General features: G+C 49.4%; 24 protein-coding genes. 18 read left to right on the forward strand and 6 right to left on the reverse strand.

Features of this window, described 5'->3' with window-relative positions:
* Positions 1–37: 37 nt before the first annotated feature.
* The 7 genes from M4D81_RS17340 to M4D81_RS17370 all read left to right on the forward strand — a co-directional run bounded on the left by M4D81_RS17340 (position 38) and on the right by M4D81_RS17370 (position 5,863).
* Positions 38–955, forward strand: a complete 918-nt coding sequence (locus tag M4D81_RS17340; RefSeq protein ID WP_194542132.1) for a DMT family transporter — start codon at positions 38–40, stop codon at positions 953–955.
* A gap of 114 nt (positions 956–1,069) precedes the next feature.
* Positions 1,070–2,206 carry a zinc-dependent alcohol dehydrogenase gene (locus tag M4D81_RS17345; RefSeq protein WP_260067469.1) on the forward strand — a complete coding sequence of 379 codons (1,137 nt, stop codon included), beginning with the start codon at positions 1,070–1,072 and terminating at the stop codon, positions 2,204–2,206.
* 161 nt (positions 2,207–2,367) lie between these two features.
* The gene (locus M4D81_RS17350) at positions 2,368–3,102 is read left to right on the forward strand and encodes an AzlC family ABC transporter permease (RefSeq protein WP_260067470.1); all 735 of its coding nucleotides are present in this window, start codon (positions 2,368–2,370) and stop codon (positions 3,100–3,102) included.
* On the forward strand, positions 3,093–3,419 hold the full coding sequence (locus M4D81_RS17355) for an AzlD domain-containing protein (RefSeq protein WP_071224345.1): 327 nt from the start codon (positions 3,093–3,095) through the stop codon (positions 3,417–3,419). The genes M4D81_RS17350 and M4D81_RS17355 overlap by 10 nt, the downstream gene beginning before the upstream one ends.
* A gap of 307 nt (positions 3,420–3,726) precedes the next feature.
* Positions 3,727–4,440, forward strand: coding sequence for a glycosyltransferase family 2 protein (locus tag M4D81_RS17360; RefSeq protein ID WP_194542136.1), 714 nt, complete (start codon positions 3,727–3,729; stop codon positions 4,438–4,440).
* Between the two features lie 11 nt (positions 4,441–4,451).
* The gene (locus M4D81_RS17365; RefSeq protein ID WP_260067471.1) at positions 4,452–5,681 is read left to right on the forward strand and encodes a glycosyltransferase family 4 protein; all 1,230 of its coding nucleotides are present in this window, start codon (positions 4,452–4,454) and stop codon (positions 5,679–5,681) included.
* A gap of 17 nt (positions 5,682–5,698) precedes the next feature.
* Complete coding sequence (locus M4D81_RS17370) at positions 5,699–5,863, forward strand: hypothetical protein (RefSeq protein ID WP_194542138.1); 165 nt, start codon at positions 5,699–5,701, stop codon at positions 5,861–5,863.
* Positions 5,864–5,964: 101 nt separating this feature from the next.
* On the opposite strand, the gene M4D81_RS17375 is transcribed toward M4D81_RS17370, so the two are convergent.
* Positions 5,965–6,591 carry a DUF1796 family putative cysteine peptidase gene (locus M4D81_RS17375; RefSeq protein WP_071224342.1) on the reverse strand — a complete coding sequence of 209 codons (627 nt, stop codon included), beginning with the start codon at positions 6,589–6,591 and terminating at the stop codon, positions 5,965–5,967.
* Between the two features lie 188 nt (positions 6,592–6,779).
* Between M4D81_RS17375 and M4D81_RS17380 the strand changes: the two genes are divergently transcribed.
* Together M4D81_RS17380 and M4D81_RS17385 are read left to right on the forward strand one after the other, a co-directional pair.
* Positions 6,780–7,115, forward strand: a complete 336-nt coding sequence (locus M4D81_RS17380; RefSeq protein ID WP_071224341.1) for a hypothetical protein — start codon at positions 6,780–6,782, stop codon at positions 7,113–7,115.
* A gap of 15 nt (positions 7,116–7,130) precedes the next feature.
* Entirely contained in the window at positions 7,131–8,198 is a 1,068-nt protein-coding gene (locus M4D81_RS17385) for a glycosyltransferase family 4 protein (protein ID WP_071224340.1), read from the forward strand.
* A gap of 93 nt (positions 8,199–8,291) precedes the next feature.
* On the opposite strand, the gene M4D81_RS17390 is transcribed toward M4D81_RS17385, so the two are convergent.
* A complete protein-coding gene (locus M4D81_RS17390) occupies positions 8,292–9,221 on the reverse strand; it encodes an NAD-dependent epimerase/dehydratase family protein (RefSeq protein WP_260067472.1) in 930 nt (309 codons plus the stop codon).
* A 178-nt stretch (positions 9,222–9,399) separates the two neighbouring features.
* On the opposite strand from M4D81_RS17390, the gene M4D81_RS17395 reads away from it, so the two are divergent.
* The 6 genes from M4D81_RS17395 (at position 9,400) to M4D81_RS17420 (ending at position 16,193) form a co-directional block, all read left to right on the forward strand.
* Entirely contained in the window at positions 9,400–11,325 is a 1,926-nt protein-coding gene (locus tag M4D81_RS17395; protein ID WP_260067473.1) for an LTA synthase family protein, read from the forward strand.
* Between the two features lie 195 nt (positions 11,326–11,520).
* A complete protein-coding gene (gene bioB, locus M4D81_RS17400) occupies positions 11,521–12,519 on the forward strand; it encodes a biotin synthase BioB (RefSeq protein WP_260067474.1) in 999 nt (332 codons plus the stop codon).
* 122 nt (positions 12,520–12,641) lie between these two features.
* Positions 12,642–13,031: a rhodanese-like domain-containing protein gene (locus tag M4D81_RS17405; RefSeq protein ID WP_260067475.1), complete on the forward strand. Its 390-nt coding sequence runs from the start codon at positions 12,642–12,644 to the stop codon at positions 13,029–13,031.
* A gap of 151 nt (positions 13,032–13,182) precedes the next feature.
* Positions 13,183–13,521 (forward strand): antibiotic biosynthesis monooxygenase, encoded by a 339-nt coding sequence (locus M4D81_RS17410; protein WP_260067476.1) that lies wholly within the window; start codon positions 13,183–13,185, stop codon positions 13,519–13,521.
* A 172-nt stretch (positions 13,522–13,693) separates the two neighbouring features.
* On the forward strand, positions 13,694–14,944 hold the full coding sequence (locus M4D81_RS17415; protein WP_260067477.1) for a DHH family phosphoesterase: 1,251 nt from the start codon (positions 13,694–13,696) through the stop codon (positions 14,942–14,944).
* A gap of 79 nt (positions 14,945–15,023) precedes the next feature.
* Positions 15,024–16,193 carry a cell wall-binding repeat-containing protein gene (locus M4D81_RS17420; RefSeq protein ID WP_260067611.1) on the forward strand — a complete coding sequence of 390 codons (1,170 nt, stop codon included), beginning with the start codon at positions 15,024–15,026 and terminating at the stop codon, positions 16,191–16,193.
* A gap of 284 nt (positions 16,194–16,477) precedes the next feature.
* On the opposite strand, the gene qoxD is transcribed toward M4D81_RS17420, so the two are convergent.
* The 4 genes from qoxD to qoxA all read right to left on the reverse strand — a co-directional run bounded on the left by qoxD (position 16,478) and on the right by qoxA (position 20,371).
* Positions 16,478–16,765, reverse strand: a complete 288-nt coding sequence (gene qoxD / locus M4D81_RS17425) for a cytochrome aa3 quinol oxidase subunit IV (RefSeq protein WP_071224332.1) — start codon at positions 16,763–16,765, stop codon at positions 16,478–16,480.
* Between the two features lies 1 nt (position 16,766).
* Entirely contained in the window at positions 16,767–17,363 is a 597-nt protein-coding gene (gene qoxC / locus M4D81_RS17430) for a cytochrome aa3 quinol oxidase subunit III (protein ID WP_071224331.1), read from the reverse strand.
* Positions 17,360–19,303: a cytochrome aa3 quinol oxidase subunit I gene (qoxB, locus tag M4D81_RS17435; RefSeq protein ID WP_260067478.1), complete on the reverse strand. Its 1,944-nt coding sequence runs from the start codon at positions 19,301–19,303 to the stop codon at positions 17,360–17,362. The genes qoxC and qoxB overlap by 4 nt, the downstream gene beginning before the upstream one ends.
* A gap of 63 nt (positions 19,304–19,366) precedes the next feature.
* Entirely contained in the window at positions 19,367–20,371 is a 1,005-nt protein-coding gene (gene qoxA, locus M4D81_RS17440; protein WP_071224329.1) for a cytochrome aa3 quinol oxidase subunit II, read from the reverse strand.
* A 474-nt stretch (positions 20,372–20,845) separates the two neighbouring features.
* Between qoxA and M4D81_RS17445 the strand changes: the two genes are divergently transcribed.
* The 3 genes from M4D81_RS17445 to M4D81_RS17455 all read left to right on the forward strand — a co-directional run bounded on the left by M4D81_RS17445 (position 20,846) and on the right by M4D81_RS17455 (position 23,775).
* Positions 20,846–22,024: a sensor histidine kinase gene (locus M4D81_RS17445; RefSeq protein ID WP_260067479.1), complete on the forward strand. Its 1,179-nt coding sequence runs from the start codon at positions 20,846–20,848 to the stop codon at positions 22,022–22,024.
* On the forward strand, positions 22,021–22,653 hold the full coding sequence (locus M4D81_RS17450; RefSeq protein WP_071224327.1) for a response regulator: 633 nt from the start codon (positions 22,021–22,023) through the stop codon (positions 22,651–22,653). The genes M4D81_RS17445 and M4D81_RS17450 overlap by 4 nt, the downstream gene beginning before the upstream one ends.
* A 189-nt stretch (positions 22,654–22,842) precedes the next feature.
* Complete coding sequence (locus tag M4D81_RS17455) at positions 22,843–23,775, forward strand: ABC transporter ATP-binding protein (RefSeq protein ID WP_260067613.1); 933 nt, start codon at positions 22,843–22,845, stop codon at positions 23,773–23,775.
* The last annotated feature ends 3 nt before the right edge of the window (positions 23,776–23,778 follow it).

Here is a 23,778-nt window from a genome sequence, read left to right on the forward strand (position 1 = left end):
CTCTAATATAACACGAAAGGTGAATCATTTAACCATCATGAATTCGAACCGAGCACCGATCCCTGTATTTATCCCTCTGTTTATCGGCATCATCGCTATTTCTTTTTCCTCCATATTCGTCAAATGGTCTACCAGTCCCGTATCCATTCAAGCGATGTACAGACTGGTGATTACGTTCCTGATCATGCTGCCCTTCGCGGGCAAATATGCGCCGGCTATCAAATCGTTGAAGCGTTCTGAACTGCTGCTTCTTCTTCTATCCGGTTCGATGCTGGCCCTGCACTTTTTGTTATGGATGGGCTCCTTGAAGTGGACGAGTGTAGCCAGCTCTACAATTATCCTTGCCCTTCAGCCGGTGTTTGTGATGATAGGCGCTTACTTCTGGTTTAAGGAGAAAACATCGCTGGCGGCAATCGGCGGCATGGCGATCGCTTTCCTCGGCGTATTCCTTCTCATTGGGAGCAGCGGACTCAGTGGGAGCAAGGGGCATTTGACTGGTGATATCATGTCTCTGCTGGGGACGGCTGCGGTCGCCGTGCATATGCTCCTGGGTCAATTGCTGCTGCGGCGTCTGCCTTCATTCTTATACAGCTGGCTTGTCTTTGCAGTAGCGGCCTCCGTACTGGCGGTGTATAACGTGGGAATGAACATTCCGATGACGGGGTATTCCGGACGAGAGTGGGGAATATTTGCTTTATTGGCTGTCGTGCCAACGGTATTCGGCCATCTATTATTCAATTGGCTGATGAAGTATGCCACAGCCTCCACCGTATCGATGAGCGTTCTTGGAGAGCCGGTTGGAGCGAGTTTACTGGCTTTTCTCCTGCTGAATGAGTCGATGAACTCCCTGCAGGCGGCAGGGGGGGCGCTCGTGCTGTTAGGGCTGGTATTATTCTTGAAAGTCGGGAAATCGAAAAAGCAGCCTGTAGACCTTCAACCCGAAGCGCTGGGGTGAACTTCGCTTTATTTTTGCTCTGCCGGAGTAGTTCTGGTTGAAATGGCGCACACTGAACCTAAAAAAGTCAAATCCTTACAAAAATGGATATCGACTCTAGAAGGGGTTTCGAGTGTGAAAGCAGTCACTTATCAAGGCAGACATCGGATCCAAGTAAAGGATATGAAGGACGCCGTTCTACAGCACAGCGACGATGTCCTGATTCGAGTTACCACCACGGCCATCTGCGGATCGGATTTGCATTTATACAACGGTGGATTAAAACAGCTGAACGATGATTACATTATCGGCCATGAGCCGATGGGCATCGTGGTGGACGCAGGTCCTGAAGTAAGCAGGGTCAAAGTGGGAGACCGTGTGATCATTCCTTTTATTGTATCTTGCGGAAAATGCCTGTTTTGTCAGAATCACATGGAGAGCCAATGCGATTATGCGAATGTGGGCAAGAATACCGGCGGTTTTTTTGGATATAGTGATGCGTACGGCGGTTTTCAAGGTGCGCAAGCAGAGCTTTTGCGGGTTCCTTACGGGAATTCCATGCCCTTTGTTATACCTGAGAGCGCCGAGATGGAAGATGAGAAGCTGCTCATGCTCTCCGATGCGCTGCCCACAGCCATCTGGAGCGTGGAGAACGGAGGGGTTAAACCAGGCGATGTCGTGGTCGTTCTGGGTTGCGGTCCCATTGGACTGCTAACGCAAAAGTTTGCCTGGCTAAAAGGCGCGAAGCGGGTGATTGCAATTGATCATGTGGATTACAGGCTCGCGCATGCGAAACGAACCAATCACGTGGAAACCTACAATTTTGAGAAGATCCCCGAAATGGAGAGTTATATCCGAGAGATCACCAAGGGCGGCGCAGATGTTGTCATTGATTGTGTTGGTCTGGATGCCAAACGGACCCCTGCTGAAATGCTGGGCAGCATGCTGAAGCTGCAGGGAGGCTCCTTGGGTGCTTTCCGCATGGCTGTGTCTATGGTTCGCAAATACGGGACCATCCAGCTAACTGGCGTATACGGGCTTGTTTATAATGCCTTTCCGCTTGGAGAACTGTTCGAACGGAACATAACGTTAAAAATGGGGCTGGCACCGGTCATTCATTACATGCCGCGCCTTTATCAAATGTTGAAAGAAGGAACTGTGGACCCTTCGGATATCATCACACACCGGCTTCCGATGGAGAAGGCTGCCCATGGCTACGATATCTTCAATGAGCGGAAGGATGGCTGTATCAAAGTCATCTTAAAGCCTTAAGCAGCTAATAAACCGAATGAAAAAGCGTTCCTGGCGAATGAGCAGCATTCCTGGGGCGCTTTTTTTGATGAGAAAATGGTGTAACAGCGTTGACAAGGCGGCGGGAAGAATTCATAGTAATTAAAAATAGAATTGTAGAGTGAGAGAGGAATCGAACACAGATGAGCATCAAGTCAGAACGGCTCTCCGCTAGTATGGAGGGGAGCCAGGGAAACACCTATCTTCAAGGCTTCAAAGATTGTATTCCAACCCTCCTGGGCTACTTAAGCATCGGTTTTGCGGCAGGTGTTGTCGAGCGCACCGCAGGTTTCACCCTGCTCGAAATCGCGCTCATTTCGCTGCTGCTCTATGCGGGCTCCGGGCAATTTATTGCGGCAGGGATGATAGCGGCTGCTAGCCCGATCCTATCGATCATAGTAACGATATTTTTCGTGAATGCCAGGCATCTGCTGTTAAGCGCAGCGCTTGCTCCTTACTTTAAAGGTCTTTCTTCGGGCAAAAGCTTCTTCATCGGTTCCCTGTTAACCGACGAGACATTTGGTGTAGCGGCAGCCAAGGCCACCGAGCAGAAAAAACTCGGCTATAAATGGATGGTCGGCCTGAATATTACGGCGTATCTGTTCTGGTGCGCAGCCAATGTAGCAGGCGGTTTAGTCGGGGAGTGGATCCCCGAGCCGGAGAAGTTTGGCCTTGATTTTGCATTGCCGGGGATGTTTATCGGATTGCTGGCTCTGCAATGGATCAGCCGGAAGAAGTATAAACTTGATTTCATGGTGGTTATGACTGCCGCCGTCTCAGTGGTAGCTGTCAGTACAGTTATGCCGGGAAGCGCGGCGGTCATAGTCGCGATTGTGGTTGCGGCTACTGCAGGGATGGTGATCGAACGATGGAAATAAGATGGCCTATCGCAATATTGATTATCGGTTGTGCTGTCGTAACCCTCATTCCAAGGGTTCTGCCGCTTATGATTCTGAGCAAGCTCCGCATTCCCGAGACGATGATCCGGTGGTTAGATCATGTCCCGATTGCCGTCATGGGAGCACTGCTAGCTCAGGAGCTGCTGTTATCGGATGGACGTGTAGATCCAGGGGGGCATTCACTAGAATTGATTGCAGCCGTGCCCGCTTTCCTAACCGCTTTTCTCACAAAAAGCCTGTTTGCCACCGTCATTGTCGGGATCCTGACTTTGGTGGGGCTCCGCTTGTTTTTCTAATTTAATATCGCATGGTTTCAGAAGCTGTTCTCCCAGCTGACAAGCGGGAGGACAGCTTGTTTTATGTGGTCGACAGCCCTCCCGGCATGCTGGACCATGTACTGTGTGTGCAGTGAGGGGGGGGGGGCGCACGATGTACAAGAAGCTGTTCCTATCGTTCATCCTATAAAAGCCGTCTGCCTGTTATTTGGTCAAATGTCAGGGGACAGGGGTCCCTTTCGGAATGCGAGTGCACTGCATATGGTGTACTAACCCATGATATGTATTGAGATCATATATCAAGTTAGGCAGAAGGAGGAGACAGGGGATGATGCCGACGGTTACGATAGTCATACCTTTCTATAACTGCCAGTATATACAGCAAGCATTGGAAAGTGCGGTACAACAAACGTACCCTGCCGTAGAAATCATTGTCGTAGATGATGGGTCAACTCAATATTCACATCTGATCGCACCCTACATGAACAGAGTCTACTATATGGGCAAGAGTAACGGCGGAACGGCCAGCGCCTTGAATCATGGCATTTTGCATGCTTCCGGTGATTATATTGCCTGGCTCAGTTCGGATGATCGTTATGTCCCCCAAAAGATTGAGCGGCAGATGTCGTATATGCTGAGCAGCGGACTCGATGTCACGTATACCGGTTTTTGCGTCATTGATGAGCACAACCGGGTGACAACGCCGTACGAAGGGATTCCCATGGCGTCTCATGCAGATTTGGCCCGTCAGCTCACGTATTCCAATCCGATTAACGGCTGCACGGTCATTATGAAGAAAGACTGGCTTCACCGGGTAGGTCTATTTAATCCACAGCTTCCCTACACTCATGATTTCGATCTTTGGATCCGTCTGTTAATGAGCGGAGCTTCTTTTGGATTCATACCGGATATGCTTACGATGTATCGGGTACATTCCCAGATGGGTACGGTCCGTCATCAAGCGAGAATTCTTCCAGAATATGAGATGGTGAAAAACAATTACCGCCATGTACTTGAGCATTTGGCTCAGCTTGGCCGATAATGGGGGATACCATGAAAATACTACTGGCAACCCATTGGCTACTCCCTCATGTTGGCGGAGTATATAACTTCATGCAGGAGCTCAAGAAACGTCTTGAACAGCTGGGTCATGAAGTTGATCTGCTCGGAAACAGTCCGGATTACAAGAAAATCCATATTGTCAACCAAAGGAAGGAACTAGCCAAAGAAGTTTTGCTGCCCATGCTGGAGGCAAAGCTTGATCCGCAGACGGCTCCTGGTTTGAATCAGCATAGTGCGATACGCTTTTATGAGCTAGAGCGTTACTGTATGGAGCTGGCGGCAGCCTATTTCGGGCTGGAGCAATACGATATCATTCATACACAGGATAGTTTTTCGACACGCTCTTTAAGTAGGGTAAAACCCAAGCGCACGCCACTTGTATCGCATATCCACGGCTCTGTCGCACGTGAGATGAAGGACATATTTCGAAATAATCCTGCACAAGGCGTTAATGAAGGAAGTCCCGCCTGGCGTTATTTTCCAGCCATTGAGTATCATGCGGCCTTGTCCTCTGATTTAACGATTACGGCTAATCAATGGTCCAAGAATGTTCTTATGAGCGATTGCGGGGTACCTGATTATCGGATAACGGTGTTTCAATATGGTCTGGACGCTGAAGCGTTTCAGGCAAAATATAGAGCGGGATCGTCACATCGGCGACCACCTGGGAAAAAGGTCATTATCTGTCCGGCCAGATTGGTGTTCGTGAAGGGGATTCATGTGCTGCTTGAATCCCTTGCTATTCTCAAGCGGATGCGAAACGACTGGGTGTGCTGGATTGTAGGGGATGGCGCCATGCGAGGGCAACTGGAAGAGCAGGCCATAAGGTCGGGTCTGCAGCATGAGGTGTTATTCCTTGGACAGCATGACAACGTTCCGGGGCTGCTCAGCCAATCGGATATCTTTGTCCATACTTGCATTCAAGATAACCAGCCGTACTCGGTTATGGAAGCCCAAATGGCAGGTCTCCCGAGCGTCGTATCGACCGCAGGGGGATTGCCCGAAATGGTAACTCACGGTTTCACGGGATTGTTAGCCCCTGTAGGAGATCCGGGAAGCACGGCCCAGCACCTCAATTTGCTGCTCCGAGATGAGGATTATCGAAAATTTCTGGGTGATAACGCCAAGACGTTCGCCTATAAGCATTGGTCCATGGATCTAATGATCGAACGTATGCTGAACATATACTACGGCGCCATCGCCCAGAAATCATCCCAGTAAAAAGGAGTGAGTAGCTTATGAATCAGCAAGCCTTTAACGTAATGAGTGATTTGTACAACAGGATTTTTGTCAATCAAAGATCCACTCCGGACGTATTGGTCGATTATGTTATTTGGAACCGAATATTTCAGTCGCTTCCGAAAGATTACAAGCTCCCGGATGAACCGGTAAACTATGTTTAAGAACCTATGTCAAATGGCAGACCAAGTTTTAATATTGGTCTGCCATTGTCGTATGGAGAAGGGAACATGTGATGATTCGATCCGAATCTCGTGTTATGAAGTTAGATCAAATACATGCCTTGGAACAGAAAACTCCAGCGAAAGCGGTTGCTGAACCAGATATCGACATTCGGCATTTTTACAGCGCAAACATGCTCTAAGTTCCAATCCAACATTTCTATTTCCTGGACAGGTTCATGATTGACGGCGAGCACATGGAAAGGTCCGTAGCATAGTTGTTTCAAAGAATCTACCAATTCCTTAATATCCTCGCGGCTGGAATCGGTTCGGATAAAGAGAATGCGGCCCCCGCTTCCCAACGTCTGCAGAAATCTGGCAATTCTACGATCATATTTAACCTTAACATCCGGATACCCCAGCAGATCGGGAGGGAAATTGTTATGCACATAAAAATCATGGTTAAGATAGAGGTCGTATTCTTGATCCCAGATATTATACAGCTCTTCACTAGCCTGATTAACCATGAGTAAGTTGGAATACACCAGCATGCCTTCAAACCGATTGCGAAGCATTCTTGATATTTGAGGCAGCACCGGAGTACCCATCCAATCGATAGGTCCGGCAAATCTGCGCAAACCGTGTTCTCTTAGCTCAATACCCGGCAAACAGTTGTTTCCCAAACTGAATATCGCATGGTAGGGGCCTTTGATATCTTGGAGGCTCAACATCCCTTGTCACCGATCCTTTCTTTAGATGTGCTTACATTATATTAAATGCGAATTTGAAAGATTTGGCTTGGACCAGGGATCAAGTAACTCACAATTGGATGATCGTCACTATGGATATGCCCTTACACGCGAAGAGGTAGTTACATAACCTGATATTAATGATGCTGCCATAGCCAGGAGGGAATGAAATGTCCATCTTTCGTTTAGATGCAGTGGAGTATGGTCAAATTGATGCGCGGTATATCCAGTCGGTGGATCTAACGATTACCAATGCAGGAACTGAAGATTTTGATGTCCTCATACATGGATACCACCCCCATGGAGTCTATTATGTCGGACTGACTCATGTCGCAGTTGGAAATACAGTGAATGTTCCCAATATCACGAACCATAATATGGCATTCAGCCTTCTGCTTGTGACCAATATTAACTACGCGTTCACTACGCTGGTTACCTTACATGCCAAGAATGAGGGACAGCTTGTGGCCGTCTACTCACATTCTGATTTTCAAGTGATTGAATAAGGGGAGGGGTGCGACATGAAGGTGCTGTTCGTCTACTATGTGCCGAGCGGGGGGGTCGAGACATTAAACAGACAGCGATGCCGTGCACTGCGACTAGCCGGAATCGAGGCGCATTGCCTGTATTATAACTGGGGGTCCGGCATGCAGAATGCTGCGGACTTCCCCATCTACGTCACCCGCAATGACATCGAGATCAAGCACATCTTGGATTCGAATAATTTTGACGTCATCGTCGTTACGACGGATCACGCCAGTTTCCCGCGCTTTCGAATGCTGGGGTTCAAAGGGAAATTCGTGCTGGAGATTCAAGGGTATGGACCCAAGAGCGTTGCCCATGCGCAGCTTGCACAGGCAGTTCCATATGTGAATGAATATGCTGACGCGCTGCTCAATCCCAATACCCCGCATATTGCCGCTCTGTTCCAGGAGCTGTATCCGCATAAGCCGCAGTTTCATTTCAACAATTGTTTTGATAGTCAACGGTTCACGTACCATTCTTATCCGAGACCCTCAAGCCCTGTAATGGCATGGCTTGGACGGATCGAGGATAACAAGAATTGGCGAGAGTTTCTTCATGTCGGGCATGCGCTTAAGGGGCATGTTCCTGATCTCCAAATGTGGATGTTCGAGGATAGTGAGCTCAGCCAGCCGGCAGAAAGGGAGCAATTCCTATTACTCATTGATGAATTAGGCCTGTCGGATCGTTTAACCCTTCGGTCCAACGTGCCTAATGCCGAGATGCCTTATTACTATTCAATTATTGGAGACTCAGGCGGATTTCTGTGCTGCACTTCCAAGGTAGAGGGAGCACCTTATGCGGTGCTTGAGGCGATGAGCTGCCGCTGCCCGGTGTTGACAACCGATTCGGATGGGGTATCCACCTCCGTTCATCATAACTACACAGGCAAGTTTTATGTGCTCGGAAACATTGACCATGCCGTTACCGAAGCGCTTGAACTCATGAAGGAACCTGTTCTTCGTGAACAGATTCGAGACCAGGCGAAGAGACATGTCGAGCAGCATTTCAATCCGCATATCTATGCGATGAATTTTGCCGGCCTGCTTCAATCGATAGGGTTGTAAACCCCTTGATGTTAAATGTACGCATAAAAGCAGCCTTATGCCTCCGCGGTTTAACGAGGAATAAGGCTGCTTTTATGTTTGGTCGCCTGCCGTTTATTGGCTAAACGAGGATGTGCGAAGCCAGTGGCGGTAGGTTTCTTCCATGCCTTCTTCCAGGCTAAATAACGGACTCCACTGCAGCAATGCCCGGGTCCTCTCATTATTCAGGCAGCTGTGCAGAATATCGCCGTTCTTCGCGGGCAAATAGTGAACATCAATGCGGTCAGAATGCAGTCTGCTGATGTGATCGACGAGTGAATTGACGGTATGGCCGGTTCCGGTGCTAACATGTAGAACACTCTCGTCCCCGTGTTGAATGGAGGCGAGGTTTGCTTCAACCACATCCTTGACATAAATGAAGTCCCGGGTTTGCTCGCCATCGCCGTATATATGAAACGGAGCACCTTGACGCAGGCGGTCACCAAATACCGCCACAACACCGCCTTCCCCCTTCGCAGTCTGACCCGGACCGTAGACATTCCCATAACGAAGAATGGTGTACTGCAGGCCGAAGAAGCGGTGGTATAAGCGGATATATTGCTCGCCTGCCACCTTGGATAGGGCATAGAAGGAGATTGGATTAACCGGATCAACCTCCGTCAGCTGAGATTTCTCCAGGTCTCCATATACGCCTGACGTCGAAGCAAACACAATCTTACGGACCCCAGCTTTGCGGCAAGCTTCAAGTACATTGATGGTGCCCATTACATTCGCATCCGCATCAAGCCGAGGCTCCTTGATCGACCGCTGCACATCGGCCTGTGCGGCCAAGTGGAACACAACGTCCGGCTTCAGCACGGAGATGTACGCCGTTGTCTGCTGGCTGTTTACATCGGCAACATGTAAAATCGCCTCGCTGTGAAGGCGACCTGGATCTCCGGTTGTGAGGTTATCAATCACATGGACTTCATAGCCTTGATTCACGAGTCCGTTCACCAGGTGGGAGCCGATAAAGCCTGCTCCGCCGGTTACAACCATCTTCATGTCTTATACCCTCCAGCCTTTTGTTTGGGATGCTTTATCCTACGTGATACGTAAGGATCATGCATTGGACAATTGACAGGGAGGGCGAAGGAATGGGCAGATTAGATTGACGTTTACATTCCTGTTATAATGGAAGCTGCAATTTAACATTATTTTTACACAAAAGAGGGAATGGAAAATGGAACGCTACCTTGAACAAAGGTTGAGATTATGCATACTCGTTTTTTTGACGCTCTTATTGAAGCTGATCCTTCTAAGAGTGTTTCTGTTTAATGGCGTCGCATGGGGTAAGGTGCTTACCGACGCGTTATCCCTGTTGGCGCTGATTAGCTTTCTGGAGCTGCTCCTGCCGGTAAGAGGCAAAAAGATGGTCTATGTGATCTTAAATGTCGGATTATCTTTCATCATGTTTGCGTCCGCTGTTTATAACGTTCATTTCGGGTCCATACCGACATATACCGCGCTTGCGGGGATCGGGCAAGTAAACCAGGTGAGAGCCAGCATTACGGCTTTGTTAGAGCCGGAGCACTTTCTCTTCTTCCTGGACCTGCTGGTCCTAGTGATCATATGGGCGGTTCGAAAAATTCGTTCCCGCACCCGAGGAGGATTGCATTTTGGCGGAGTCCGTTCCAGTTATTCCGTTTCCTATTCGCGCAGGCCTGGCATGAAGTGGCGCATATCCATGATGGTTGTGCTGGTCATTGCGGGTGTTCTGTCCGGACTTATCATCCGTAAAGAATGGGGAATCGAGAATGAAATCGTGCGAGCGGAGCAAATGGGATTCATGAATTACCAGGTTTCCTCCGTGATCCGGATATCGCAGGAGAACCGTGCGCTGGCCGAAGGGAGTCTGCAAGACACGATTCTGCGCTCCCAGCAGCTCCTGGCGACGTATCCTTACGTTAAGGAAGCAAAGGACAAGCCGGACTACTACGGCGCTGCCAAAGGCAAAAATCTGATCATCGTTCAGATGGAATCGCTGCAGAATTTTCCGGTTGGTCAGTCCCTGAATGGCCAGGAGCTGACACCGGTGATGAACCAGCTCGCAGATGGCGGCCTGTATTTCCCGCATGTCTTCCAACAGATCGGGCAAGGCAACACTTCGGATGCCGAATTTGCGGTCAATACATCGATTTATCCAACCGGAACGGTGGCGATGTCCACCGGATTCGGGAATAAAGAGCTGCCAGGTCTGCCGCGTCTCTTGAACAAGCACGGTTATGTTACGACGACATTCCACGTGAATGACGTGAAGTTCTGGGATCGAAGCAAAATGTACCCGGCGCTTGATTTTCAGCATTATTACGACAAGCCCTACTTCACGAATGATAACTTCAATGAGTTTGGACCTTCCGATGAAGAGCTGTTCCGTGTCGGCGTGGATAAGCTGCTGGAGAATCAACAGCAGAACAAGCCTACCTATGCCCATTACATCACGGTATCCAACCATTCGCCATATCATGTGAAGGATGAATTTGCGAAGATCACTCTGCCGGCTGAACTGGAAGGGACCCATCTGGGGAATTACCTGAAGTCGGTGAATTATTCGGATTATGCACTCGGTACTCTGGTTGACCGTCTGAAGCAGAACGGATTGTGGGACGATACCGTATTGGTGGTGTACGGGGATCACTTCGGCATCAATCCGGCAGAAGCCGACGCCGAGATGATCTCGTCAACGCTGGGCATTCCTTACCATGAGCGGGTCAGCCGATTTAATATCCCGCTTGTCATTCATGTACCCGGCATGAAGGAAGGAAAGGTCATCGAGCAGGTGGGGGGTCAGGTCGATATTCTGCCAACCGTCGCTAACCTTTTAGGCGTATCGCTTGACGATGAAGGCTTTAACGCATTTGGGCATGACCTGCTGAATGTGGACCGCAATGTAATCGGGATGAGATATTATTTGCCGACAGGCTCTTTCTTTAATAATGACATTCTGTTCGTTCCCGGTGACGGATTTGAGGATGGCACGGCGGTTTCACTGGAGACGCTCGAGCCCGTCACGGACATCACGCCGTATCGCGGCGATTATGACTATATTCTGCAGTTAATGAAGCTGTCCGATGAATATGTGAAAATGCTGCCCAAGCGAACGCCATAAAGCCCAATGAGTAATTAACGAGGAAGAGGATTGTTTCATCAAGCCGAGCTGGCATGGATGAAGCAATCCTTTTTTTTGTAAAAGCTGCCATGAAGGATTGTCACTGTTTTGTCATCTATGCTATTATTACCCTTATTGTTAACCTAATCATGATTTGAAATGGTTTACATTTAAACAGAGAGGGAGAATGAAGATATGACGACTCAAATTCATTATGATTGGGCGAAGCTGGCTGATCACGTTGTGCGAGGGCATGAAATAACGCCGATTGAGGCTTTGGCCATTCTGAACAGCGAGGATCAGGAACTGCTGACTGTTATGCAAGCTGCATATCGAATCCGCCGCGAGTATTATGGGAACAAGGTTAAGCTGAACATGATCGTTAACGCAAAATCCGGTCTGTGTCCTGAAGATTGCGGATACTGCTCCCAGTCCATCGTGTCGGAAGCGCCTATTGATAAATACGCATGGCTTACCAAAGACAAAATTCTCGAAGGCGCGCGTGAGTCGATTCGCCGGAAGGCGGGAACCTATTGCATCGTTGCTTCCGGTCGTCGTCCTTCCAATCGGGAGATAGATCATGTAGTCGCAGCAGTGAAGGAGATTACACAGACGACTCAGCTGAAGGTGTGCTGTTGTCTGGGCTTTTTGAATGAGGATCATGCGCGCAAGCTCGCTGATGCCGGCGTGCATCGATATAACCACAATCTGAATACTTCCAAAGATAACTATGAACAGATTACGACCACGCATACATACGATGACCGCTTAGAAACCGTGAGGCAGGCAAGCTCTTCAGGAATGTCCCCTTGTTCCGGAGCCATTTTCGGAATGGGCGAGAGCCTGGAAGAGCGGGTGGAGATTGCGTTTGCTCTGAAATCGCTTGGAGCCGATTCGATACCTTGCAATTTTCTGAATGCGATTGAAGGCACTCCTCTTGAAGGACGTAAAGAATTGACCCCGATGATGTGCTTGAAGATTCTTGCCATGATGCGGTTTGTTAACCCTGCGAAGGAGATTCGGATTGCAGGGGGCCGTGAAGTGAATCTGCGCTCCTTGCAGCCGCTGGGATTATATGCGGCCAATTCGATCTTCATCGGCGATTATTTAACAACAGAAGGCCAGGCCCATAATGCAGACTGGGAATTGATTGAAGACCTAGGGTTTGAAATTGAGGAATGCGCTCTGTCATGATGTATTGACATTTAGGCATGAAGCACATACTATATACCCGTAGGGGTAGGGGATGGGAGTTGAAAGTCCCATGCTCACCAAGCATCAAGTCGATGCACATGACAATGATGGGGGAATGCTTTGTGCTGATTGCATCTGCCGCTCTGATTATATTTATACTCAGTTTATATTACCGAAGGTATGTACCTATATCTGGCTTGCGGTTCATGAAGTGCAGTGATCTTCGACTGGCCCAGAAGGAATGTCCGAATCTGAAAGTGCTCGATGTACGTGATGTGTCCGATTATATGGCTTGTCCGCGGAAAGAGACGATTAACATCTCTCTCGGAAGGTTGCCTTATGTGTGGGAGCAGGAGCTGAAACCCGACGACTCCGTGGTCATTGTAACGCCCAAGCGTTCGGATGGAATCCTGGCTGCGCGCAAGCTGAAGAAGGCCGGCTTTACTTCGCTTTTTTATTTACAGGAGGATTGCACTGCTTGCAATTCCATGCAGCACATTTCACTGAATTAATGACGATCTGATCAGCAGACTTATGCTGGTCAGATTTTTTTTGTTTTTCGGGTAAGGGGGATCAAATTTGACAATGATAATCGTTATCATTTAGAATAAAAGAATATCGTTCATATTACGGTTATTTTCGCTAAGGGAGTGTTCGTTGAATATGTTGATCGAGACGAAAACGATTATTGTTAAGGCAGGCACATCCAATCTGGTTGTAGAGCGTTTCAGCAAGCCCGGACCCATAGAAGAAATTGAAGGTTTCATTGATCTGAATGTCCTTGTCAAAAATGCAAAGCGTACCGACGAAACGGAAGAGGTCATCGTCATGATTCGCTGGGAATCCAAAGAGGCGTGGAAACGCTGGGAGACCAGTCCCGCGCATATTCAAGGACATCGTGATAACCGAGGCAAGCCGCAGCCTGAGCATGTGATTAGCTCCAGTCACGGCATGTATGAGGTTATGGCAACCAAAGGACCGAGACCTGTTCAAGAGGCATAATAATTTAATTATCCAAAAAGAAGCGGCTGTTAAAGCTGCTTCTTTTTTTTGCTGCATTGTACCATCGGGTAGGGCTGACAGGGGGTTAAAACGGCAGATTTTAGGGAACTGTAAAGGGATGAAAGACTTGGATCAGCTATACATTCAACCTACTGTTTGGAGGAAGTCACCTATGTATCATCTGTACAGCCATAATGATCTGGATGGTGTCGGTTGCGGCATTATCGCCAAATGCGCTTTCGGCGAAGGAATTGATGTCCGTTACAACTCCATTCACGGATTGAATCAACAAGTCGCGAGGTATCTGAACCGGACTTCCTTGCAGGATAATCCGTATGATGTGTTGTTTATTACGGATTTGTCGGTCGCTCCGGATATGGAGAAGGAACTGAACGTGTTTGTTGAAGAGGGAGGGCAGGTGCAGCTTATCGATCACCATAAAACGGCTCTTCACTTGAATGAATATAGCTGGGGGCAAGTGGACGTCACGCATCGGGACGGCCGCTTGGCATCGGCAACCTCGTTATTCTATGAATATTTAATTGAGCATGGACATTTGGGCAGAAGTGAAGCGCTGGATGAATTTGTAGAGCTGGTTCGCCTCTATGATACGTGGGAATGGGAAGAGAACCAGAAGGTTGAGGCTAAACGCCTGAACGATTTGTTCTATATGTTGTCCCTTGACGAGTTTGAGAGCAAGATGACGCAGCGTCTGCGGGAGCAAGGGAGCTTCTTCTTTGATGAGTTTGAAGAAAAAATATTGGACATGGAAGAGAATAAAATCGATCGTTATATCCGCCGCAAGCAGCGAGAGCTCATTCAGACCTTCGTGGGGGAACATTGCGTAGGCATCGTATATGCCGAATCCTATCACTCTGAACTTGCCAGTGAGCTGGGAACGACGTATCCCCACCTGGATTACATTGCTATCTTGAACATGGGGGGAAGGAAAATGAGCCTTCGCACGATTCATGATCACGTGGACGTGTCCGATGTGGCGATGCGGTACGGGGGAGGCGGTCATCCCAAAGCAGCGGGGTGCACGATCACGGAGGAAGTGTATCAGTTATTTGCTGCTGAACCGTTCGAGCTGGAACCGATCCGGTTCGATGCTTCGCGGAATCAGTTCAATATTAAGGGCGCGGAGTCCGGCGTTCTATACGAAAGTTGGGGCGAGGATCTGCTGTTTGTTTATGCCAACGCCGGTGAATGGATTGTCGAGTGGAACGGGGAACCTCTCCCATTCCGGTTCAGATCGTTCGAGGAGGCGGAGCGGCACATGAAGCGGCAGTATGGCGTCTGGCTGTCCCGGGATGACGTGTTTGTGAAGATGCTGAAGGAGCAATGGGTGCGAAACCGAACCAATGATCGTCCAGGCCTGCCGCTGGATATGGACGAGGAGAAGTTAATGGAAGATCTGTAGATGTAACAGCATCAAGAGTGGAGTAGATCAATCCTAGAGACGCTTCATTGTTAGACAGGAGGAATATACGGTGAAAAAAATGATCGCTGGCTGGGCTCTTGCCCTGTTAACGGCAGGGATCCTCGCATGGAGTCAGACCCAAAGTCATTCCGAACCCTCCATCCCCTCGGCTGTTCACAGCAAAGAGCTGCTGAAGGATGTTCCTGTACCATGGTCCGCTACGAAGAACACCATTCGATTGAATACATCCGATCCTGTAAATGCGGCCGTACTGACCTCCAAGACGCTGTGGCAGTCCACGAATGAGCACAGTCGACCGCAGACGGTGATTCTGGTGGATGCGGCTCAATGGTCCATAGCGGCCGTGAGCGTCGATCTGACGCAGCTTAGCGAAGGGTCGCTGCTGTTTGTGGAAGAAGAGGGGATTCCCAAGGAAACGCTGGAAGAGCTGCGGCGGTTGAAGCCAAGGGGAGCGGAGCATAACAAGGGCATTGAGATTATCACCGTCGGACCAATCTCGGATCAGGTGATGAAGGAGTTGAACGGGCTTGAATACAAGCTTGATCACATTGCTGCCGGGGAACCTGAAGCAGCAGCAGCCGCGATTGATGAATATGCAGCTAAGGTATCCGGATCTGTACCTACCTCGGTTATTGTCGGATCGATGGACCGTCCGGATTATACGCTCCCCGCGGTGAGCTGGATTGCCCATATGCCGGAAACGATGCTGTATGTTGGCGAGAAGAATGTCCCTGATGAGACAGCACAGGCGCTTCATAAGCGGAAAGGGAAAGCGAATATCTATATCATCGGCCCGGAAAAGGTGGTATCCCGGGCAGTAGAGGACGAGCTGCGGCAATATGGTAAGGTGACGCGAATATCCGGAGATGACCCATTCGAGAATGCCGTTCATTTCGCGCAGTTCAATGATCCTGTAACAGGCTTTGGTTGGGGCGTTCAATCACCGGGGTACAGTCTCTCGTTCTCGACACCAGAGTCCCCCGTATTGTCCATTGCAGCCGCTCCATTGTCCCATATGGGCAAGCATGCCCCTTTATTGTTTACGGAGCGCGACGGGGTGCCACGCTCCATTACGAAATATGTTGAATCGATCCGCCGTCAAAGTGCTGCGTCCAGGGGGGATGCTCCGTACAATCACGCCTGGATCATTGGAGACGAACAGACTCTGACCATGAAGCTCCAGGGCGAGATTGATGAGATTTTGGATATGGAGTCTGGACATAACTAATGGATCCTCATATTGTCATCGGCAGATGAAGTTGGATATTGAATGTAGAAAGAAACCGTTTCTCGTAATTGGCAGCGGCACTGCCAGGTTACCGAGAATTGGTTTTCTTTTTGTGTGTCGGAAGAGTGGAAGGATCGATTCGTGCTCGTTGCGTCGCAAAACAGAAAAAGAGGGCATCCCGCCAGATCTAACATCTTTTGGGACACCCTCTTTGATATTGGATGATACATGTTCAGGATGCGAACATATATCGTTACATTGCAAATTCAGAGATATTCGCAGGATTAAGCATACCAGCCCCATACGAAGATGAACAGCGTTCCGAAAATCGTGACAAGGCCAACGAACAGAGCGAAGGCAATGTTGATGTAAACGGATTTTTTGTCATCACTTTCCCCGACGTGCATGAACAGCATGAGCTGAACGGCTGCCTGCAGGATCGCGGTGATCAGCAGAACGGCCAATTTCGAAGCTGCCGGCATATCAAGCAGAACGACAAGTGCAACTGCTGAAAGGACGAGAGACGATATATAACCCGCTACATGCTTAATTGGAAACAGCTGTTTTATCATGTCACATCAGTCCTTTCAAGTATACAAAGCTGAAAATGAAGATCCACACAACGTCCAGGAAGTGCCAGTAGAGCGAGAAGATGAAGGACTTGTTGGCTGTGGAATGATCCAGTCCATGCTTTTTAAGTTGAATCAGAATGGCAGTTCCCCACAGGAGACCGAAGGTAACGTGAGCTCCGTGCGTGCCAAGCAATGTGAACAGGCTGGAGGAGAAGGCGCTGGTTGAGAGCGTTACTCCTTCATGCACATAGGTGAAGAATTCGAAGATCTCGATCCCGAGGAATCCCGCACCCAGCAGCAGGGTGATGATCATAAAGATCATCATCTGCTTTTTCAGGCCCAGACGCATCGCATGAACAGCCAAACCGATGGTGAAGCTGCTCGTTAAGAGCAGGAACGTCTCAAGCAGGACCGGCGTAATTTCAAAGATTTCCGCTCCGCTCGGACCGCTGGCAAAGCGGTTCACGAGAACGAAGTAGACGGTAAACAAGGTGGCAAAGAGCGCAATTTCAGCTCCGAGGAACAGCCAGAAGCCAAATATTCGATTACGGTTTTCCTCTGTTCCATATTCCAGCGGCTGAGTGGCATCTATTTTCATACCGTATCACCCCGCAGTTTCTGTTCGGTTTGAACAATCTCTTCAACCGGAATGTAGTATCCGTGATCACGGTCGAAGGACATGGTTGCCATAATAATCAATACCGCGATACCGGCAACGATGGATGGAATCCACCAGCTGAATACCAGGAAGAAGCCAAGGAAGAAGAAGGCGATACCCAGTATAAACGGTTTTCCGGTGTTGCTTGGCATATGAATCTTCGTGATTTTCTCATCTGAAAGCGGCTCATTGTTTTTCTTCGAGAACCAGAAGGCGTCGCGGCCCTTGACTTTCGGCGTTACCGCAAAGTTGTACACAGGAACCGGACTTGGCGTTGACCATTCCAGTGCGCGTGCATCCCATGGATCTCCTGTTTTGTCGCGCGGCTCGTACCGTGTACTCCAGTAGATGTTGTATACCAGAAGGATGAATCCGATCGCCAGTCCAATTGCGCCGACCATCGACAGCATATTCAGCGGGCCAAAGCCGGTTTCGGCTGAATAGGTGTACGTACGGCGGGTCATCCCCATCAATCCCAGGAAGAACATCGGGAAGAACGTAACATTAAATGAGATGGCAATGAACCAGAATGCGATTTTGCCCAGCTTTTCATTCAGACGGAAGCCGAACACTTTAGGGAACCAGTAATGGAAACCGGCAATGACGGCGAATACGGCGCCTGGAATGAGCACATAGTGGAAGTGGGCAACCAGGAACATCGTATTATGATACTGATAGTCGGCACTGGCCATCGCCAGCATAACGCCGGTTACGCCGCCGATCGTGAAGATCGGAATAAAGGCAAGCGAGTAGAGCATCGGCGTCGTAAAGCTGATTCGACCCTTGCGAAGCGTAAAGAGCCAGTTGAATATTTTGATCCCGGTCGGTACGGCAATCGCCATCGTTGTGATGGAGAAGAAACCGTTGACCATGGCCCCTTGACCCATCGTGTAGAAATGGTGGGCCCATACCAGGAAGGACAATCCGGAAATAATCGCCATGCTTAATACCATGGAGCTATAACCGTACAAGTTCTTTTTGGAGAAGGTCGAGATAATCTCACTGAAAATACCGAATGCCGGCAGAATAACGATATACACCTCAGGGTGACCCCATACCCAGAACAGGTTGGCCCATAGCATATCCATACCGCCGTTCGCCATCGTGAAGAATTGGGAACCAAAGATGCGGTCGAACATCATAAGCAGGAGCGCAATCGTAAGTACAGGGAAAGCAAAGATAATGATGACACAAGTGATCAGTACAGACCACGTAAACATCGGCATGCGCATCAAGGTCATGCCCGGGGCACGCATCTTCAGTATCGTTACGATAAAGTTAAGACCTGTAAGCAACGTACCAATCCCTGAGATCTGAAGTGACAGAGAGTAGTAGTTATTGCCGACCGTCGGGCTGAATTCGATACTGGCCAGCGGGAAGTAAGCGGACCAGCCGGCATCCGGCGAACCTCCGATAACGAAGGAAATGTTGAACAGCATCGCGCCGGCAAAAAACAACCAGAAGCTGATTGCGTTCAGTTTAGGGAATGCTACGTCACGGGCGCCGATCTGGAGCGGAATGATGACGTTCATCAGACCGAAAATAAACGGCATGGCCATAAAGAGGATCATGATGACCCCGTGAGTCGTGAATACTTCATTGTAATGCTGCCCGGTCAGAAACTTCATCTCCGGTGCGGCGGTTTGCGCACGCATCATGATCGCGTCCACGCCTCCGCGGAACAGCATGATCAATGCACAGATGATGTACATGACACCAATTCTTTTGTGATCCACGGTCGTCAGCCATTCCCGCCACATGTAACCCCACTTCTTGTAATAGGTCAAACCGAAGAGGATTGCGAGCGAGACGAGCACGATACTCACCATGGCGCCGTAAATTAACGGATCACCGGTAACGAAAAATTCGTCCCATTTCATAAAGGCCTAGCTCCTTTCTGGATGTATGAAGTAGATCGGGTGAACAACGTTTCACGCACCGATTTAATGTCCTTCATGTTGATGATTTGGGCTTTCTTCAGCCGGGAAGTTCGGAAGCGGTTCGTTCGGATCCACGTTCGTTTCGCTGTCAAATTCCGTTTCTTCCGTTGTTGCAGGATCCGGGTGGACGTCTTTATGGTCCTGATGCTCCTCATTGCCGTTGACATCGCCGCCATGGTGATGATCTTCGGATGGCGGCGGACTGAATTCCAGATGCGTATTGGAGAAAGTCATTCGACCGACATGCGCGGTATCCAGCAGCTTCTTGAACTCATCTTCCTTCAGTTCAGGCGCGGTGTCCTTTACATCCTTAACCCACTCATCGTACTCGGCAGAGGTCATGGCAAGAGCTTCGAACTCCATATGGGCAAAGCCTTCGCCGTTGAAGTTCGCGTTACGGCCCATCATCGAACCCGGTACGTCGGCAACCATGTTCAGCTTGGTGATCATGTCGCTCATCGCGTACTTCTGTCCGTGAAGCTGAGGAATCCAGAAGCTTGTGATCGGACCGAATGAATACAGCCTGAACTCGATCGGACGATTGGTCGGAATGTTCACGTAATTGACAGTCTCGATTCCTTCTTCCGGATAACTGAAGTGCCATTTCCAGTTCGAGGAGGAAGCGTAAATAACCAGAGGCTCTTGGTTCTCGTAGCCTTCAGGCACATTCTCGACGGCCACCGTCGTTTTGACTGTTACGACCGAGAGCACGGCAACGATCAGAATCGGAATGGCAGTCCACAGAATTTCCAGCCATTTGTTGCCCTCTTCATGAGGCGGCTCGTAACCTTCGTTGGATTTCTTGGCTCGATATTTGGTAAGCATGTAGATATAGAGCGCGTAAACTACCGCTAGAATTCCGACCATCATGAGAATGGAGAATATGATTGTATCGGATAGGGTTCTGGCAGCCGGTCCTTTCGGATCTAATACCGTGAGCGAGCTGCATCCCGATAAGAGCAAGGTAAAGCATAATAACAATGCAAATAACGGCCCTCTTTTGTTCATGATGTACCCCTTTCCTTGAAACGTTCGTTCGATTCAATGTTACTGACACATCTATAGTAGAAAGTTCCGCTCGGCTTTGCAAAACACATAAACTTGTATAATTAACAAATTAATCCACATTCGTGTCAATGTATGTAATTTTATGTGTTCAATTTGTTACAAAAGGGTACGGTTGTGAGCGAAATCATTGTAGTGGCGCGGTTTTGAGGCAGTTCATACTTTGTTCAAACATTCACGAGAGTTACCAGTTTCGTCACAATTCCGGGCCTGTTTTTCGCCACAATCGACCCCTAAGCCTGCCGAATAAATCCCTGTATTAGTAAGGGTTTAAAGGTGTATGTTTATTTTTTCACAATAAACTCGAAGCGTTTTTTTATTTCCAGTTTACTTATTTCCCCAGTAGACGCGATGAGGCATGTGATATGATATAACTAAAAATTGGTACGGGATTTTTGTCTGGGAATTGTGAAACTCTTGATAGGAAAGAGAGGGGAGCAAGTGCGGTCGTTCTGGATATGGTTTTTATTTCTTGTTTTGAGCTGGCTGGGCGCCTTCGCTCCTGTGCTCCAGCATGTTAATCCGGATCAGTTGCCTTGGAGGCTGGGGAGCAGCGCCATTTTTTTCATGGCCTTTTTTTTGGCGCCATTATTCCGTGCCAGGCCTGCAATGCTATTTGTCACACTGCTCGTAGCGTCGGCATTTTCCGTTATTTCCTTATGGCCGACCAATACGACTGCAACGAACCCGTACATTTTGCTGGTTTATTCCATCCTGGCGGGAAAAGCCGTGTATCGGCTCCCATTCGTTCATGCTGCCTGCATTGGCCTTGTTCTGGCTGCAGGTGCCATGGTGCCGGGTTTGTTCGGATACCCCGAGTTTCCGTGGTTCTTCCTCGTTTTATACTCGGTTATGCTTGCGATGGGGCTGGCCTTATTTCGCACCGTCTTCTCCCGTAATGAAGAGTCAAGAGTGCGATATGAAACGCTGCTCAGTGAGTATCGTAATATGAAGCGTCGCCTGATTACGGATGAGCAGCATGCCAGGCAGGAGGAGCGGGCTCAGGTCGGCCGCGATATCCATGACTCCGTTGGGCATAAATTAACGGCACTGCTCATGCAGCTTGAGATGCACCGGATGCAGGCAGAGGGGGAAACTGCCGAGGTTCTGAAGGGGCTCAAAGCCCTTGCCAAGGAAAGTCTGGAGGAGACCAGGAACGCGGTGAAATCCATGAAGCAGCAGGAGACCAGCGGATTGCCCGCGATCATCGGACTTCTCCGGCGGTTGGAATCCGAGAGCTTTATGCGCGTAACGCTAACGGCGCGGCATGGAGCCTTAACCGTACCCTTAAACAATATCCAATCCATTGCGGTATACCGTGCGGTTCAGGAAGCCATGACCAATGCGATGAAGCATGGGAGCACGCGAGAAGTGCATATCATTTTTGAAGCGCCGGGAGGCGGCATATTCCGTTTTGAGGTAAGCAATCCGTATCACCGGAAACGCGATACATACCGGGAGGGCTATGGTTTAAAAGCGATGCAAGAGCGAATGGAAGAGGCTGGGGGCGAGCTTCAAATCTCCCAGTACGATAACCAATTTATCGTTCGCGGAACGTTGTTCATGTCCAAGTTAATAGAGGAGGGAGTCCGCTGATACGTATATTATTGGCAGAGGATCAGGCCATGGTTCGTCAAGGTCTGAAGATGATGATCGAAAGCGATTCGGATATGCTGGTTGCCGGTGAAGCTGGTAACGGCAAAGAGGCTGTGGCTTTATGCGAAAACCATATCTTTGATGTCGTCGTACTCGATATCCGAATGCCGGAGATGAACGGCTTGGAGGCTGCCCGCATCATACGTTCACGCTGGCCGAAGACAAAAGTGCTGATGCTGACGACGTTTAACGACGATCAGTATGCGGTCGAGGCGCTAAAGAGTGGGGCAAGCGGATACATGCTGAAGGAGGCGGAGCCGGAGGCTTTGATCCGCTCGATTCGAAGCTGCTTGAGCGGTGGATTGTCGCTCCAAGAGGATGTGGCGGCCAAGGTGATCCCCAAACTGCTGGGAGAGAAGAAAGCACCCGTCGTTGATGCTTCGATTACCCCGCGGGAGCTGTCCATCATGCGTCTGGTAGGGGAAGGGCGCAGCAACCGCGAAATCGCAGACGAGCTGGGTTTGTCAATCGGAACGATCAAGAATCACGTCAGCCAGATTATGGACAAACTTGATCTAAGAGACCGGACACAGCTGGCGATTTATGCTATACGGCACAATGTGGTTTGATTCGCGAGAGAGGACGATATCCCGTTAAATCCGATCCTGACATGACTGAAGTCATGGTTCGGAATCAAAGCAATGACCGAGGGCAGTGATGGCACTGCCTTTTTGCATATACACTTGTAGCAGTGGAGGACGATATGAACGAAGAGCAACAAGGCACGTTAGGGTTCATATCGAGAATGGGGGGACATGATGCTGGAAACCGTAGAACTTCGAAAAGTGTTTAAGGGCAAGACTGCTGTGGAGGAAGTCAGCCTGTATCTGGACCGGGGAGAATCCGTCGGATTGATCGGACCGAACGGCGCCGGGAAATCGACAACAATCTCCATGATATCATCCTTGCTGAAACCGACGGGCGGCGATGTGCGCCTGAACGGCAAAAGCGTGCTCAAGCATCCGCAGGACATTCGCACCGTATTAGGCGTGGTGCCTCAGGAAATTGCCTTGTATGAGGAACTAACCTCGTATGAAAACCTTAAATTCTTCGGGCGCGTATATGGATTGAACGGAAAGGAACTGGAGATCAAAATTCAGGAGCTGCTTGAGACGGTCGGTCTTCGGGATCGCCAGAAGGAGTTAATTCGAACTTATTCCGGAGGCATGAAGAGAAGGATCAATATCGCAGCTGCTCTGCTGCATGATCCGCAAATCGTCATCATGGATGAACCGACCGTGGGCATTGATCCGCAGTCCCGCAATCATATCCTTGAAACCGTGCGGCGCTTAAATCGGGACAAAGGGACAACGGTACTGTACACAAGCCATTACATGGAAGAGGTGGAGCAGCTGTGCAGCCGGATGTACATTATGGATCACGGGCGGATTATCGCATCGGGTACCAAGGAGGAGCTGCAGCACATCTTGTCCGGTGAGGATACGCTGGTCATCCAGCTGAATCGCCCGAATCCGGAGCTGGCCGAGGAGCTTCGCTCCTTAGAAAGCGTCAGGCAGGTTGAGGAGACGGATCATGGGCTGAAGCTCATTGTCATGAAGAACAGTTACATTCTATCCGGTATTGTGCAGGCTGCCGAACGCCATGAAGTGCAGATTCAGAATATCCATATCCAGTCGCCAAGTCTCGAGGATGTATTTCTTCATTTGACCGGCCGCAAACTTCGGGATTGAAGG

The sequence above is a fragment of the Paenibacillus sp. p3-SID867 genome (genome assembly GCF_025142895.1).
In the GTDB taxonomy this organism is placed as follows: Bacteria; Bacillota; Bacilli; order Paenibacillales; family Paenibacillaceae; genus Paenibacillus_AQ.